This window comes from Streptomyces sp. NPDC127106 (assembly GCF_042677605.1).
GTDB lineage: Bacteria > Actinomycetota > Actinomycetes > Streptomycetales > Streptomycetaceae > Streptomyces.
In genome coordinates this window covers 176,940-192,761 of sequence record NZ_JBHXTC010000003.1, presented here as the reverse complement: position 1 = coordinate 192,761, position 15,822 = coordinate 176,940, and the positions used below count along the sequence as shown (strand labels likewise).

Genomic DNA, 15,822 nt, shown 5'->3' with positions numbered 1-15,822 from the left:
TCTACACTGGATTGGTCGTCGGCAGCGTCAGTGGTTATTAAGCGACTGGTGCGCCGTTCTTCGGCGCCCCGTGGAGGTGTCCGCCGCGCTACCGGCGGGGGGGGGCCCGGGGGGGCCGGACGCCGTGGTCAAGGCGCTGGACAGCCTCGTCGGGTGGGGGAACCTGCGGGCCGACCCGGACACCGCGCGGGTCACCGCCGTCGAGGACTTCTACCGGAAGCGGTTCATCTACCAGCTCACCCAGGCGGGGGAGGCGGCCGAGGAAGCGCTCGGCGCGTACGACGAGGCGCTCGGGCGGCGTGGTGCGCTGCAGGCCGTGGCCCTGCACGACATCGTCACCCACCTGCGGGCCCTGCTGGTGCTCGCCGCCGAGGACGAGCCCGATCCGGCCAAGGCGCACCTGGCGCTCGATGCGCTGGCCAGCCGGTTCGGCGCACTGGCCGACAACGCCCGGGCCTTCATGGGGTCGCTCCAGCGCACCATCGATCTCCACGAGGTGGAGGAAGAGGTCTTCCTCGCCTACAAGGACCGGCTCATCCAGTACCTCGAACGCTTCATCCAGGACCTGATCACCCTCGGCGGGCGGATCGCCCGGCTGATCGTGGAGCTGGAGGAGGGCGGCCTGATCGAGGGCCTGCTGCGGGCGGCCGCCGCGCGCGAGGCCGCCGATGCCGCGCCCGAGGAGACTCCGCAGGCCGAACGGGACGCCCTTGAGCGTTGGTCGGGGCGGTGGGCCGGGCTTGCGGCGTGGTTCATCAGCAGGGACGGCCGCGAATCGCAGGCCCGGCTGCTGCGCGGGCGGGCCCTCGGGGCGATTCCCCAGCTGCTGGCCGTCGTACGGGCGCTGAACGAACGCCGGGCCGGCCGGTCCGACCGGTCGACGGACTTCCGCACCCTCGCCCGCTGGTTCGCCGAGGCGCCCGACGACGACTCCCGGCACCGGCTGTGGCGGACCGCCTTCGGCCTCTACCCCGCGCGGCACCTCACCGTCGACGCCGACACCCTCGCCGCGCGGGCCGCGCGGCCGGTCCCCGCCGGTACGCCGTGGGCGGGGGCGGAGCCGCTGCGGATCAGCCCCCAGCTGCGGCGGACCGGCAGCTACGAGCGGCGCGGCAAGCCGCGCAAGGTCGAGGACCGGGAGGAACGGCGGCGGCAGCTCGCCGAAGTCGCCGCCAAGCAGCGCGCCGAGACCGCCGCCGCCCGCGCCCGGCTCGGCACCGGCGGGACCACGCGGTTGTCCGGGCTCGGCGAGCTCGACCCGATCGCGTTCGGACTGTTCCTCCAGCTGCTCGGCGACGCGCTGGCCACCTGGCGGCCGGGCATGCGGCACACCGTGGCCACCAGCAACGACGGCTCCATGGAGATCCGGCTCAGCAGCCTGGCCGACGGGACCACCGCTGAGGTACGGACACCCGGCGGTGTCTTCCGCGGACCCGACCACCTCATCGAGATCGTCGACCTGACGGACGGGGAGGGGGAGCTGTGAGCGGTCAGCAGCTCGCGGAGGTGCTCGACGGGCAGCACGCCGCCGATCTGCGCAAGGCGGCCCGCGCGCTGCTGAAGCAGCCGCTGCTGCTCGCCCGTGGCAGTCACGCCGACGAGTTCCGGCTCGTCCGCAGGCACGCCTCCGAACTGCGCGAATGGTTCGACCGGAACACCGGATGGACGCTCCATGCCGATGCCGAGGCGGCCCGGCTGCGGAAGGTTCCCGGCACGCTGACCGACCCCACCCACCCGGCGCGCGAGGCGACCCGCGCGGCCGCCCCCTTCACCCGGCGCCGGTACGTGCTGCTCTGCCTCGCCCTCGCCGCCCTGGAACGCGGTGAGGCCCAGATCGCGCTCGGCCGCCTCGCCGACCAGGTCGTCCTCGATGCCGCCGACCCCCACCTGATCGCCGCGGGCGTCGAGTTCACCCTCGACCGGCGCGACGAGCGCCTCGACCTGGCCGCCGTCGTACGGCTCCTGCTCAGCCTCGGTGTGCTGCGGCGCGTCGCCGGTGACGAGGAGGCGTACGTGAGCGGGGCGGGCGACGTGCTGTACGACGTGGAACGGCGGGTACTGGCCGGTCTGCTCGCCGCCCGGCGCGGACCTTCCACCGTCGACGCGGAATCCCTGGAGGGCCGGCTCGCCGAACTCGTCGCGGAGACCGCCCTCGACAGCGACGAGCTGCGGTTCCGGGCGATGCGGCGCATGCTGACCCGACGGCTGCTCGACGACCCGGTCCTCTACTACGACGAACTCGACGACGTCGAACTCGCGTACCTCACACGGCAGCGCGGCTTCCTCACCGCCCGCATCACCGAGCTGACCGGACTCGTTCCGGAGGTGCGGGCCGAAGGCATCGCGATGGTCGACCCGGACGACGACCTCACGGACCTCCGGATGCCCGAGCAGGGCACGTACGGTCATGTGACGCTGCTGCTCGCCGAGTACCTCGCCGCTGCAGACGGCCCGGTCGGCGTGGGTGAGCTGGCGGCCCGGGTCCGGGAACTGGCTGCCGAGCACGGCGGATTCTGGGCCAAGTCCGCCCGGGAGCCGGGTATGGAGGCAGAGCTCGCCGAGCAGGCCGTCGCCCGGCTGACCGCTCTCGGACTGGTCTCCCGGACGGACGGCGGGGTGGCGCCGCGCCCCGCTCTCGCCCGGTACGCGGTCGGCCCGACCGTCGTCATCGAACCCACGCCCGCCCGCATGCCGGCACAGCGAAAGGCCAGCCTTCCGTGACCCGCCTCCCCGTTCCCGAGCGATCCCGCTGGCAGCCCCTGCGCATCGGCCTGGTCGACCTGTTCCACTACGACGTCGAGGAGTTCCACTTCCGGGACGGTCGGCTGCTGCTGCGCGGGAACAACGGCACCGGCAAGTCCAAAGTGCTGGCCCTGACCCTGCCGTTCCTGCTCGACGGAGACCTCAGCTCCCGTCGTGTGGAACCCGACGGGGACCCCGGCAAGCGAATGGAGTGGAACCTCCTCCTCGGCGGCGAGCATCCTCACTCCGAGCGTCTCGGTTACACCTGGATCGAGTTCGGCAGGCTCGACGAAGCCGGCGGAGCACCGCACTTCCGCACCCTGCTGTGCGGTCTCAAGGCCGTGAGCGGGCGCGGCATCGCACGCCACTGGTACGCACTCACCGGCCAGCGCATCGACCACGGCCAGCGCATCGACCACGGCCGGGGAGCCCCCGCCGCGGCATCGCTCAGCCTGCTCGACGCCACCGGCACAGCGCTGTCCCGCGACCGGTTGGCCGAGGCCGTCGCCGGCCACGGCATGGTGTACGACCAGGCCAAGGCCTACCGCCGGGCGGTCGACGAGGCACTGTTCGGGCTGGGGGAGCAGCGCTACGGCGCCCTGGTCGACCTGCTCATCCAGCTGCGCCAGCCGCAGCTGTCCAAACGCCCCAACGAGGCGGCCCTTTCCCGGGCGCTGACCGAGGCCCTGCCGCCCGTGGACCAGGCGGTCATCGCCGATGTGGCCGAGGCCTTCCGCTCCCTGGACGAGGAGAAGGAGGAGCTGGCAGCCGCCTCCGCCGCCGAGCGGGCGGCCTCCGGCTTCCTGGACCACTACCGCCGGTACGCGCGCATCGCCACGCGGCGCCGCGCCCGCCTCCCGCGCGCCGAGCACTCCCGCTACGAACACCTCCAGCGGGACCTCGCCGCCGCCCAGGAGCAGCGGGGCCGGGCCGAAGGGGAACGAGCGGCCGCCGAGGAACGCATCGCCGTGCTGGAGGAGACCCAGGCCCGGCTACAGGCCCAGGACGCCGCCCTGCGCGAGGGCCCGGAGATGCGCGACGCCAGGGAACTGGAGCAGGCGGCGCACGCGGCGGACCGGACGGCCCGGGCCCGGGACCGGGCCCGCGACGACCAGGAGCAGGCCGACCGCCACCGCACCAGGGCGCTGGACCGGCTCGGTGCCGCCGAGAACCGGCTGCGTACGGCCGGGCTGCTCGCCGAGGACACCTTCCGGACGGTGCGGGAGGCGACGGACGCCGCCCGGATCGAACTGCCCGGTGACGGCCCGCTTCCCGAAACGGAGCTGCGGCGGGCGGCCGAGCAGGCGATGGACCGGGGCCGCCGTGCCCTCGCCCACGCGGAGGACCTCGCCGAGGCTGCCGAGCGCGCGGCCGAACGACGGCGCCAGGCAGCCGTCCGCCTGGACGAGGCGGACACCGACCACGACCGGTCCACCGAGGCGCTCGGCCGGGCGGAGGAAGCCGCCGCTGCCGCCGGGCAGGCCCTGCTGGACGACGTACGGGAGAGCGCTCGCGCCTGGACCGAACTGCCCTGCCCCGACCTCGCGGGCCTGCTCGACGAACTCCAGGAGTGGACCCGGCACTGCGACGGTCCCCACCCGGCCCGCGGCCACGCCGCCCGGGCGCACGGCGAGGCTTCGGCGCGGCTGGCCGGGCTCGCGGCCGAAGCGGCCCGGCGGCTGGCTGACCTGATCGCGCGTACCGGTGAGATCCGGGGGGAGCTCAGCACGCTGGAGGCGGGCGGCCGCCGTGCCCCCGCGCCTGCGCACACCCGCACGACGGGCCATCGGGAGCACCTTCCCGGCGCGCCGCTGTGGCGGCTGGTGGACTTCCGCGACGGGCTGCCGGCGGAGGACCGGGCCGGACTGGAGGCCGCCTTGGAGGCTTCGGGGCTGCTGGACGCGTGGGTCCTGCCGGACGGCACCGCACTCGCCGCGGACGGATACGACGTGCTCCTGTCGCCGGGCACCGCGCCGGCGCCCGGACGCGGGCTCGGCGAGCTGCTGCGCCCCGCCGTGGACGGGGGCGACGCCCAGGCCGCGGCGGTGGGCGAGGACACCGCGGCCCGCCTGCTCGCAGCCGTTGGGCTGGGGGAGGGGAGCGGCTCCGGAACCTGGGTGGCGGTCGACGGACGGTTCCGCGTGGGCGTGCTGACGGGGCGCTGGACCAAGCCGGCCGCCGAGTACGTCGGCGAGGGCGCGCGGGAAGCCGCCCGGCGGGCCCGCATGGCCGCCCTGAGGGCCGAACTCGGCCTGCTCCAGCAGCAGTCCGAGGAAGCCGGGATCCAGGCGGAGACGGTGGCCGCGCGCCGCCGGACCCTCGACGCCGAGCTGGCCGGCCTGCCCGACGAGGGCCCGCTGGTCCGGGCCCACGCCCGGGTCACCGCCGCCGCCGAGGCGGTACGCGCGGCCCGGCTCCGACGCGAGGAAAGGGCCGCCGGCCTGGCCGAGGCGGCCGAGCAGGCCGAGCTGGCCACGGCGGAACTCACCGGAACCGCCGCCGATCTGGGCCTGCCCGCCGACCGGACCGGCCTGGCCGCCGTACGCGCTGCGCACGGTGCTCTCGCCGTGGCCCTGGCCGCCCTGTGGCCCGCGCTGCGGGAACGGGCCGAGGCCGCCCGCCAGGTGGAGGACGAACAGAGCGAGGCAACGCGTGCGGGGGAGCGCGCCACCGAACTCGCCCGGCGTGCCGAGGACGCCTGGCGTGAGGCGGCCGCCGCAGACGAGCGGCACCGTACGCTCCGCTCGACCGTCGGCGCGGCCGTCGCCGAACTCCAGCGCCGGCTCACCGAGACCGCCGAAGCCCTGCGACAGTGCCTGGCCGACCAGAAGGCCACGCGGCAGCGCCATGCAGCGGCCGACCGGGAGGCCGGGAAGGCCGAGGGCCGCATCGAGCAGCTGGAGAAGGGGCTGACCGACGCTGCCGCGGCCCGGGCAGGAGCCATCGCGGGACTCCAGCGGTTCACCGCCACCGGCCTCATCACGGTCGCCCTGCCCGACCTGACGGTGCCGGTCGCGGACGACGGCCCGTGGGCCGCGACCCCCGCCATCGCCCTCGCCCGGGCCATCGAGGCCGGCTTGACGGCCGTCGACGATTCGGAAGGTGCCTGGGAGCGGGCACAGCGACGGCTGGGCGAGGAGCTGAAGATCCTCCAGGACGCCCTGTCCCGGCACGGACACACCGCCACCGCACGCATGGTGGAGGACGGCATGGTCGTCGACATCGTGTACCAGGGGAGGGAGCGGGCCGTACCCGAACTGGCCGGGGCACTCACCGCCGAGGTCGGTGAGCTCGTCCGCATCCTGTCCGCCCACGAACGCGAGATCCTGGAGACCCACCTGGTCACCGAGGTGGCGGGTACCCTCCAGGAACTCATCGGTGCGGCCGAACGGCAGGTCCGGGACATGAACGCCGAGCTGGAAGACCGCCCCACCTCCACCGGCATGAAACTGCGGCTGGTCTGGCGGGCCTCCCGCAAGGCCCCCGCCGGACTGGCGCAGGCCCGCGAGCGGCTGCGCCAGTCCGCCGACGCCTGGAGTCCCGAGGACCGTTCGGCGGTGGGCGAGTTCCTCCAGGCGCAGATCGCCCGCCAGCAGATCGACGACACCTCGGGCAGCTGGATGGAGCACCTCACCGCCGCACTCGACTACCGCAGCTGGCACGAGTTCGGCGTCGAACGCCACCAGCAGGGCCGCTGGGTGCCCGCCACCGGCCCCGCCTCCGGCGGTGAGCGCGTCCTCGCGGTGTCCGTGCCGCTGTTCGCGGCCGCCTCCGCGCACTACGCGAGCGCGGGCAGCCCGTACGCACCGCGCCTGGTCACCCTGGACGAGGCGTTCGCCGGTGTGGACGACGACTCGCGCGCCAAGTGCCTGGGCCTGCTGCACGCCTTCGACCTGGACGTGGTGATGACCAGCGAACGGGAATGGGCCTGCTACCCCCAGGTGCCCGGCATCGCCATCGCCCAGCTGTCCCGGATCGACGACGTGGCGGCCGTACTGGTCACGCGGTGGGAGTGGGACGGCATGCGCCGGGTGCGCCGCGAGGAGCCGGTCCGGGATGCTTCAGGGGCCGGTCCGACCGTGCCCGGCAGCCGGGAGCCGCTGTGGAGCTGACCGCCGGCACCGGACCGGCGCCGGTCGACGCGGTACGGCTACACCGCCTGCTCGGGGTCCCCGAGCTCGCCTGGCTCGTGGAGCGGACACGCCGGCGCCTGGCGGCCGAACAGCCGCTCACCGGCGCCGTCACCCTGGCCCGGCCCACTCCGGACCAGCGGCGCGCGGCCGAACGGCTGCTCGGCCGCGCCCCCGGGGACGGCCGTTCCCTGACGGTGCGCCTGGAAGTGGTGGACTCCGTGCTGCGCCGGTCGGGCATCAGCCCCGACGGTCTCGCCGCGGCGATCACCGCGCTCACCGGACCGATCACCCTCCTCGGACCCGCCCGCCTGGCCGAGGAAGCCGCCTGGCAGGAAGCGTACGCCCCGATCGACGAGCTGGCCGAGGAACGTCCGCCCCTCAAGGCGTGGGCCGTCCGCCTACGCGGGGACGGCCTGGTACGGCGCCTGGCAGGGACCCCGGCCGCCGCCCGGATCCTGCTCGACCGGGCCGCGACCGTCCTGCGGGCCCTGCCCGCCGAACCACCGGTTTCGTTGCCCGCCTTCGCAGCCCGCGTCCTGGACGGCTCCCACGCGCTGGACGACGGCACCGCGCTCGCCACCGTCGCGCTGTCCGGCATCCGCGCGCTGACCGGATTCCCCGACGGGACCGGGGCAGCGTGGCGACGGGACGCCTGGGCGTCGGCGGGTCTGCTGCGCGACGAACTGTCCTCCACCGTCCTCGCCCTGAACCTCCGGGGCACCCCTGCCCTGGACTGGCTGGCCGACGCGGGCGAACCCGCCGTCCTGACCTTGCGGCAGCTCGTCCGAAGCCCTCCTGCCCCCCACGCCGAAGCCGTGCACGTGTGTGAGAATCCGGCGGTGCTCGCGGCGGCGGCCGACGCCCACGGGCAGGACTGTGCGCCCTTGGTCTGTCTGCAGGGCCAGCCGTCGGCCGCCGCCCTCGCCCTCCTGCGCCACCTTCACGAGGGCGGCGCAACGGTCCACTACCACGGTGACTTCGACTGGGGCGGGCTGCGCATCGCCTCCGTTCTGCTGCGCAGCGTCCCCTGGCGGCCGTGGCGCTTCACGGCTGCCGACTACCGGGCTGCATGCCTTACGGGTCCGGCGGGCCCGCCCCTCACCGGCCGCCCGGCCGAGGCCCCCTGGGACTTGGAACTGTCCGACGCCCTGGCGGAACTCGGCATCCGGGTCGAGGAGGAGAGGGTCCTCCCCGCGTTGCTGTCCGACCTCGGGTGACGGCACGCGGCCGCTGGCCGGCCGCGCCGCTGCTCGCACGGTCACGCGCGAAGAGATCACCACGGTGCGGGTCGCAGACATCTCACTGGCGTTCAGGTTCGGACGCCGGCGGGTTCGCCGCCGCCCTGCTCCCGCACCACGGTGAGGGACGTCCGCGGCTGGAGGACGTAGACGTTGCCGTTCTCGAACTCCAGCCGCTTCCGGCCCCCTTGCAGCTCCCGCGCGTCCACCACCCGGAGCGGGGCCCCGCCGACGGTGATCAGGTCGCCGCGCTGAACGCCGTCGGCCGTGACCTCCACGCGCCGCGCGGACCACCAGGCCGCGGCCGGTCCGGCAGCGCTCCGTCGATCGTGTTCGCGGAGCTCGGCCAGCAGCACTGCGCGCCGCGCAGCGGCGCGCTCCTCCGGCTCCGGCGGCCCCCCGCTCACAGGGCGCCGTTCCGCAGCGCCGCCGCCAGCTTCTGCGCCACGTCCGCCCGGCAGCACCCCAACTCCACCAGCGGCGCGAGGTACTCGCTCGTCAGCGACACCGGATCCACCCCGAGCGACGGCAGGACGACGTCCACCGCCGCCAGCGCCTCGCGCAATGCGTCCCGCGCCGCCTCCGCCGCCCTGGTCTTCTCCACCACGCTCCCGTATCTGGCCGACCCCATGCCCGCGCTCCTCCTCGTCGTTGACCGCTTCCACCGACGAGCATGGATGCGTAGCGCTACGCTCACCAGGGGTAACGGTTTTCGGAGTGGCTGAACGTAAACGGAGTCGCCAGTGCCCGCACCGAAGGAACTCGACGCGTCGGCCTCGCTGCCCGCCCTGTACGGGGTGAAACTCCGCAAACTTCGGACGCGGGCCGGCCTCACGCAGCGCCAGCTGGGCGGCAAGATCCCCATTGCGCACAGTCGCATCGCGCAGTTCGAACTGGGCAAGGAGGTCCCACCCGAGGACGTCAACGCCAAGTTGGACGTCCTGCTGGGGGCGGACGGCGACCTGGTCGACCTGTGGGGCCACATCAAGCGGACGCCGTATCCCGACTGGGCTCGGAAGTTCATGGAGTACGAGGCCAGGGCGAACGCCATGCACAAGTACATGGCGCACAGCGTGCCGGGGCTGCTCCAGACCGAGGCGTACGCCCGGGAACTGCTTCGCCTCGGCCAGCCCTGGTGCACGGTGGAAGAGGTTGAGGAGATGGTGGCGGCTCGCATGGAGCGGCAGCTCCTACTCCGACGCAAGCAACCGCCGTTGCTGTGGGTCGTGCTCGACGAGTCAGTGATCCGCCGACCCGTCGGTGGTGCCACCGTGATGCGGGAGCAACTGGCCCGAGTGATCGACGCGGCGACCGCGCCGTGTGTGGAGATCCAGGTGCTGCCCTTCGCCGCAGGCGGCCACTCGGCGATGGGCGGATCCCTGACGGTGTTGTCGTTCGAGAGTGACCCAGACGTGGCGTACCTGGAAGCGGGCCATGCTGGTGTACTTGTCGAGGATCGGGCCGTGGTGGCGCACCACTCGTATCGATACGATCTTGTGCATGCCCAGGGGTTGTCGCCCGAAGCGTCAGTAGCCTTGATCCAGAAGGCGATGAAGGAGTTCGCATCGTGAGTGGCGTACCGATAGACCTGGCCGGCGCGTCCTGGCGGAAGAGCACGTACAGCGACGGTGGTGGTGGCGACTGCGTCGAGATCGCTGACGGCGTTCCCGGAGCCGTGCCCGTCCGGGACAGCAAGGATCCTGCCGGCCCCGTTGTGCTCGTCGGTGAGCGGGCGTGGGCCGCGTTCGTGGGGCACCTGCGCCAGCGGTGGTGACGGGGGCGCGGGTTTCCACGACCAGGTGCCGCGTGGCGTCCTTCTAAGGCGGGTGAGCCCCTCCCGGCCAAACCTGAGGCGCCAACTCCCTTCGCCACTCGATGGAGTGATGGAGGCGTCGTGGCCCGCCCGACGACGCATCCCGCTCCGGGGTGATCCACGTACGCCACCGTCACACCGACCGGTTCACAGTGGTCGGCAACCATCTCGCCTCCGTCACCGCGAAGGCGTCCGCCCCGCGCCGCAGCCGAAAGCGTGCGGGGACGTACCCGTGCAGGGAGCCGCGGCACCGCCACCCCCGCCACCGAGCCCGCGGCCGAACTCCTCGGCCGTTTACGGCTCGTCGACCCGCGCCTGATGCTCGCCGTCCGAGACGTGCAGCGTCTGGTGCCTGCCGTCGAGGCGAGGTCGGCGCGCTCGGCGAACCCGGCGCAGATCACCCGCACGCTCACCGCGAACCTGCCGCCCGAGCCGGTGCCCATCCACCACCGCCGCGGTTCCTCGAACACCGCCTGGCGGCCCTGCTGCCGCCTCCGCTGCCTTCCGCTCCGCCGCCCCCGCCGCGTCCCGCGCCCCTGATCACCTGTGACGGATGCGAGCGCGCCGTGCGCAGACATGACCCGGACGCCCGGTGCTCGGACTGCGGGCCGCTCGTCGCCGCAGCGGGCCGAGACGCTCCGGGCTTCGCCGGATCGGTCGCGGTGCCGCTCATCCTTCGGGCCGGGGGACGGCGTCCCTTCCCCTGGGCGACCGGAGATCCTCACCGGGTTGCGGACGTCCTGAGCGCATCACACCCGTACCACCGACCGCACCCCCAGGAGCCATGACGATGACGACCCCGGCCTTCCGGTCCCTGCTCGGCCATGCCCGTCCGTATCGCACGCCCTTGGTCGTGGGGGCCGGCCTCAGTGCGCTCGGTGGGGTTGCCGGGCTCGTGCAGCCGCTCGTGGCCAAGGCGTTCGTCGAGGCCTTGGGGGCCGGGGAGCCGGTCATGCGGCTCCTGGTGGTGCTCGGGGCGCTGATCGTCGGCGGGACCGTGGCCGCCGCGTTCGGGATGTACACCGTCGAGCGGGCCGCTGAGGGGGTGGTGCTCGGGGCGCGGCGGCGGCTCGTCGCCCGGCTGCCGCGGCTGCGGGTCGCGGACCTGGACCGGCGGCCGCCGGGGGACCTCATTTCCCGGGTGACCGCGGACACCACGCTGCTGCGCGAGGCGGCCACCAACAACCTCGTCGACACGCTCATCGGGTCCGTCACGCTGGTCGGCATGCTCGCGCTGATGGCCTGGCTCGACGTGGTGCTGTTCCTCGCGGTGCTCGGTGTCGTGGCCGTCATCGGCGGCTGCACCGCGGTGGTGGTGCCGCGGATCGGCCGGGCCGCCCAGGAGGCGCAGGAGGCCCTCGGGGCACTCGGCGCGGGCCTGGAGCGGCTGCTCGGGGCGATCCGCACGGTCAAGGCGTCCGGTGCCGAGCGGCGCGAGAGCGATGCCCTGGAGGCGGCGGCGTCCGGTGCGTGGGGGGCGGGGGTACGGGCGGCGCGCTGGGGCGCGGTGGCCGGTACGGCCAGTGGGCTCGTCGTGCAGCTGGGCTTCCTGACGGTGCTCGGGCTGGGCGGGGCGCGCGTCGCCGCCGGGGAGATGAGCGTCGCCTCCCTGATCGGGTTCCTGCTGTACCTCTTCTACCTGGTGGGCCCGGTGGGGCAGCTGGTGAGCGGGATCAGCGGCCTCCAGGTGGGCACCGCCGCCGTGCGGCGCATCCACGAGGTGCTGGAGCTCGATCCCGAACCGGCGCCGCGGGAGCAGCCGGACGGCCCGCAGGTGGCGGGGCTCCCGGCCTCGGTCTCCTTCCGGGACGTCGTCTTCCGGTACCGCGAGGACGGGCCGGCCGTGCTGGACGGTGCCACGTTCGAGGTTCCCGCGGGCGGGCTCACGGCCGTCGTCGGGCCCTCCGGGGCCGGCAAGAGCACCCTGTTCGCGCTGCTGGAGCGCTTCCACGACATAGCCGGCGGCAGCGCCCGCATCGACGGCCGGGAGCTGCGCGACCTGGACCCGGTCGTGCTGCGCCGGACCATCGGGTACGTCGAGCAGGACGCACCGGTGCTGGCCGGCACCCTGCGCGACAACCTGACGTTCGCCGTCCCCGGGGCGACCCCCGCCGACCTGGACCGCGTACTGGAGCAGGTACGCCTGACCGGGCTGGTCGAGAGCCTGCCGCAGGGCCTGGACACGGAGGTCGGCCACCGCGGCACGGCCCTGTCCGGGGGCCAGCGGCAGCGGATCGCCATCGCCCGCGCCCTGCTGCGCCGGCCGCGGCTGCTGCTCCTCGACGAGGCCACCTCGCAGCTCGACGCGGTCACCGAGGGCGAGCTGCGGGAGGTCATCGCGGACGTGGCCCGGTCCACGACCGTCCTGGTCGTCGCCCACCGGCTGTCCACGGTGACGGGCGCCCGCCGGATCCTGGTGCTGGAGGACGGACGGGTCCGGGCCGCGGGCACGCACGAGGAACTGCTGGAGGGGGACGCCCTGTACCGCCGGCTGGCCACGACCCAGATGCTGGGTGCCGGGACCGGCGTCAGCGGTTGCCGTTGAGGAAGCCGACCGGCCAGCGGGGCGGGGTGGGCCGGCCGGGTCCATTGGTTCCGGCGTCACGTGCGAGGGGCGAATTCCAGCCAATCCGTTGGTCCTCGATCAGGTTTCGGTCATGGGTGTGTGCAGGCCGAACGGCATACGTCCCAACCCTGTTCACCGAACCCCGGACCGGTAGGGTGATCAAGCTGCTGAGCCCGGTCGGTGACAGGGGGAGGATCCATTGGGCGAGCGAATCAGCTTCAGAATTCTTGGGCCACTTATGGCCACTGCGGGGGAGCGGACAGTTCCGGTAGGGGGTGCCCGGCAACGTACGATTCTGGCCCTTCTGCTCCTCAGTCCGGGGCGGATCGTTCCGGTGGACACCCTGGTCGATGTGGTGTGGAACGGACGTCCGCCCGCCACCGCCCGCACCCAGGTCGCCATCGTCATCGCCGCCCTGCGCAAAGCGCTGAAGGCCGAGGGGGTGGCCGACGAGACCATCGTCACCTCGCACCCCGGGTACCTGCTGCGCATCGACGGGCACGAACTGGACGCCCTCACCTTCACCGACCTCGTCTCCGCGGCCGAGACCGCCCTGCGCGAGCAGCGCCTCCGCGAGGCGGCCCGCGCCTACGCCGACGCGCTCGGGCTCTGGCGCGGACCGGCGCTGGCCGGGGTCTCCGGGCAGCTCGTGGAGGACGAGGCGGCCCGCTGGGAGGAGATCCGCCTCAACACCTACGAGGCCCTGACCGACGTACAGCTCGAACTCGGCGAGCACCAGCTGCTCCTGCCCGAACTGGCCGCGACCGTACGGGAGCACCCGCTGCGGGAGCGGGCCCGCCGGCACCTCATGCTCGCCCAGTACCGCTCCGGTCGGCGCGCCGAGGCCATGGAGACCTTCCGGGAGACGCGGCGGCTGTTCATCGACGAGCTCGGCATGGAACCGGGGCCCGAACTGCAGGAGCTGCACGACGCGATCCTGCGGGACGACCCGGCCCTCACCCCGGCCGTACCCGCCCCGGCCGGCCGCGGCGACGACGGCGGCGGCCCCGGCACCGGCGACCCCGCGGGCGGCCGCGGCGCCATCGTGCCCTCCGAACTCCCCCCGGACGTGCCCGGGTTCGCCGGCCGGGACGAGGAGCTGGCGGCCCTGGACTCCCTGGTGGACGCCCGCAGCCAGGGCGGGCACACCGCCCCCACCGTCGGCCTGATCACCGGCGTCGCGGGCGTCGGCAAGACCGGCCTCGCCGTCCGCTGGGCCCACCGGGTCGCCGAACGGTTCCCGGACGGACGGCTCTTCGCCGACCTGCGCGGCTACGACGAGCACCACGCCCCCACCGCCGCCAGCGACATACTGGGCCGCTTCCTGCGCTCCCTCGGGGTGGAGAGCGACGACGTCCCCAACCGGCTGGAGGACCTGACCGCCCTCTACCGCAGCGTGCTCGCCGACCGCCGGGTCCTGCTCGTCCTCGACAACGTCCGGACCTTCGCGCAGATCAGGCCCCTGCTGCCGGGCAGCGGCGGCTGCACCGTCCTCGTCACCAGCCGCGAACAACTGGAACAGCTCATCACCTGGCCCCAGTCGGCCCGGGTCCACCTCGGCCTGCTGCCCGAGGACCGGGCCGTCGAACTCCTCGGGCGGATCGTCGGCGAGGCCCGCGTCGCCGCCGCCCCGCAGGAGGCGCTGCGCCTGGTCGACCTGTGCGACCGGTTGCCGCTCGCCCTGCGCATCGCCGCCGCCCGGCTGGCCTCCAAGCCGCACTGGTCGGTACGCCACCTGGTCGCCCGCCTCAGCGACGAGCGGCGCCGCCTCGACGAACTCAGCCAGGGCGAGTCCCAGGTGCGGGCCAGCTTCGCGCTCAGCTACCGCTACCTGCACAAGGACGCCGCCCGGCTCTACCGCTACCTGGGACTGCTCGGCGTACCCGACTTCACCGCCTGGGTGGGCGCCGCGCTGACGGACCTCGACGTCCTGGACGCCGAACGGCTGATAGAGCACCTCGTGGACGCCCAGTTCCTGGAGGTCGTCGGCGTCGACGCCACCGGCCAGCTGCGCTACCGCTTCCAGAACCTGATGCGGCTGTACGCCGACGAGCTGGCCCGCGCCGAGGAGGCCGACGGGGACCGGACCGCCGCCTGCGACCGGGTCTTCCGCACCTGCCTGACCATCGCCGAGCAGGCGCACCGCCGCGAGTACGGCGGCGACTACGGCATCGTGCACAGCGACGTGCCCCGCCGCGCCATCGACCCGGTCCTGCTGGAGGAACTGCTCGCCGCCCCCCTGGAGTGGTACGAGGCCGAGCGGCTGTCGCTCGTCGCGGTCGTCGCGCAGGCCTCCGCGATGGGCATGTCCGACCTCGCCTGGGACCTGGTCATGTCCATGGAGGTGCTCTTCGAGTCCCGCAACTACATGGAGGACTGGCGGATGTGCAGCGAGTACGCCCACGCCGCGGCCCGCGCCGCCGGCAACGTACGCGGACAGGCCGCCATGGAGCAGCAGCTCGGCACCGTCGACCTGCGGCTGCGCAGGCTGCCCGAGGCCGCGGCCCGGCTGGAGCGCTCCCTCGACCTGTACGCGCAGGCGGAGGACGGGCTCGGGCGGGCGCTGGTGCTGAGCAACCTCGCCTTCATCGACCGGATCCGCGGCGAGTACGGGCGCGGCACCGCCCGGCTCCGGGAGGCCCTCCCGGTGTTCCGGGCGGCCCGCGACCGCTCCTCCGAGGCGTACGTCCTCAACCTCATGGCCCAGTTCGCCCGCGACGAGGGCCACCTGGAGCAGGCCGTGGAGCTCAGCCGGGACGCCGTCCGCGTCTGCACCAGCATCGAGGGGGACGCCCGCAGCCTCGCCCTGGCCCTGCACGAGCTCGCCAGCGCCCAGCTCGCCCTGGGCCGGCTGGAGGAGGCCGAGGCCGAGTTCCACCGCGTCGTCGGGATCGTCCGGGACAAGTCCGACCTGCTCGGCCTGTCGTACGCGCTGCTGGGCCTCGGCCGGACCCGGCAGGCGGCGGGCGCGGCCGACGCGGCCGAACGGACCTTCCTGGAGGCCCTCGACCACGCCCTGCGCACCCGCAGCCCCATGATCGAGGGCCAGATCCGGCTCGCCCTCGGCGAGGCCCATACCGCCGCGGGCCGGGCGGAGGAGGGCCGGACGCACCTGGTGCGCGCGCTCGGGATCTTCGAGCGGATCGGCTCCCCGCCCTGGGAGGAGAAGGCCCGCTCCGCCCTGGAGGGACTGCCCGGGCGACCACCCGGGGAAGACAGACCGGCGGGCCCCGGCGGGGGCGTGTGAGCCTGCCGGGTTCCGACGGGAGTGTGTATTCCGGCCGTCCCGCGGCGCGGCGCGTAGCCGATCAATAACCCGCCGATAAGACC

11 protein-coding genes are annotated in these 15,822 nt (G+C 74.1%); 9 read left to right on the top strand and 2 right to left on the bottom strand.

Annotated features, from left to right (window positions below; translation table 11 throughout):
• The first annotated feature begins 70 nt into the window (after positions 1-70).
• Genes ACFVGY_RS05345 through ACFVGY_RS05330 form a run of 4 tightly spaced genes read left to right on the top strand, consistent with a single transcriptional unit; the run spans position 71 to position 8,092 of the window.
• Positions 71-1,486, top strand: a complete 1,416-nt coding sequence (locus ACFVGY_RS05345; RefSeq protein WP_385671304.1) for a TIGR02677 family protein — start codon at positions 71-73, stop codon at positions 1,484-1,486.
• Positions 1,483-2,721, top strand: a complete 1,239-nt coding sequence (locus ACFVGY_RS05340; protein WP_385671302.1) for a TIGR02678 family protein — start codon at positions 1,483-1,485, stop codon at positions 2,719-2,721. Before ACFVGY_RS05345 ends, ACFVGY_RS05340 begins: the two co-directional genes overlap by 4 nt.
• Positions 2,718-6,854, top strand: a complete 4,137-nt coding sequence (locus tag ACFVGY_RS05335; protein ID WP_385671299.1) for a TIGR02680 family protein — start codon at positions 2,718-2,720, stop codon at positions 6,852-6,854. Before ACFVGY_RS05340 ends, ACFVGY_RS05335 begins: the two co-directional genes overlap by 4 nt.
• Positions 6,845-8,092 carry a TIGR02679 family protein gene (locus tag ACFVGY_RS05330; RefSeq protein ID WP_385671296.1) on the top strand — a complete coding sequence of 416 codons (1,248 nt, stop codon included), beginning with the start codon at positions 6,845-6,847 and terminating at the stop codon, positions 8,090-8,092. Before ACFVGY_RS05335 ends, ACFVGY_RS05330 begins: the two co-directional genes overlap by 10 nt.
• A 92-nt stretch (positions 8,093-8,184) precedes the next feature.
• Here the strand turns inward: ACFVGY_RS05330 and ACFVGY_RS05325 are convergent, their stop codons facing one another.
• Together ACFVGY_RS05325 and ACFVGY_RS05320 are read right to left on the bottom strand one after the other, a co-directional pair.
• Entirely contained in the window at positions 8,185-8,520 is a 336-nt protein-coding gene (locus tag ACFVGY_RS05325) for a hypothetical protein (protein ID WP_385671293.1), read from the bottom strand.
• Positions 8,517-8,744, bottom strand: a complete 228-nt coding sequence (locus ACFVGY_RS05320; RefSeq protein WP_385671290.1) for a hypothetical protein — start codon at positions 8,742-8,744, stop codon at positions 8,517-8,519. The genes ACFVGY_RS05325 and ACFVGY_RS05320 overlap by 4 nt, the downstream gene beginning before the upstream one ends.
• A 112-nt stretch (positions 8,745-8,856) precedes the next feature.
• Between ACFVGY_RS05320 and ACFVGY_RS05315 the strand changes: the two genes are divergently transcribed.
• The 5 genes from ACFVGY_RS05315 (at position 8,857) to ACFVGY_RS05295 (ending at position 15,739) form a co-directional block, all read left to right on the top strand.
• A complete protein-coding gene (locus ACFVGY_RS05315) occupies positions 8,857-9,684 on the top strand; it encodes a Scr1 family TA system antitoxin-like transcriptional regulator (protein WP_385671287.1) in 828 nt (275 codons plus the stop codon).
• A complete protein-coding gene (locus ACFVGY_RS05310; protein WP_385671284.1) occupies positions 9,681-9,887 on the top strand; it encodes a DUF397 domain-containing protein in 207 nt (68 codons plus the stop codon). The genes ACFVGY_RS05315 and ACFVGY_RS05310 overlap by 4 nt, the downstream gene beginning before the upstream one ends.
• 255 nt (positions 9,888-10,142) lie before the next feature.
• Positions 10,143-10,466, top strand: coding sequence for a hypothetical protein (locus ACFVGY_RS05305; RefSeq protein WP_385671281.1), 324 nt, complete (start codon positions 10,143-10,145; stop codon positions 10,464-10,466).
• 244 nt (positions 10,467-10,710) lie between these two features.
• A complete protein-coding gene (locus tag ACFVGY_RS05300) occupies positions 10,711-12,471 on the top strand; it encodes an ABC transporter ATP-binding protein (protein WP_385671279.1) in 1,761 nt (586 codons plus the stop codon).
• A gap of 259 nt (positions 12,472-12,730) precedes the next feature.
• On the top strand, positions 12,731-15,739 hold the full coding sequence (locus ACFVGY_RS05295; protein WP_385671276.1) for a BTAD domain-containing putative transcriptional regulator: 3,009 nt from the start codon (positions 12,731-12,733) through the stop codon (positions 15,737-15,739).
• Positions 15,740-15,822: the final 83 nt, after the last annotated feature.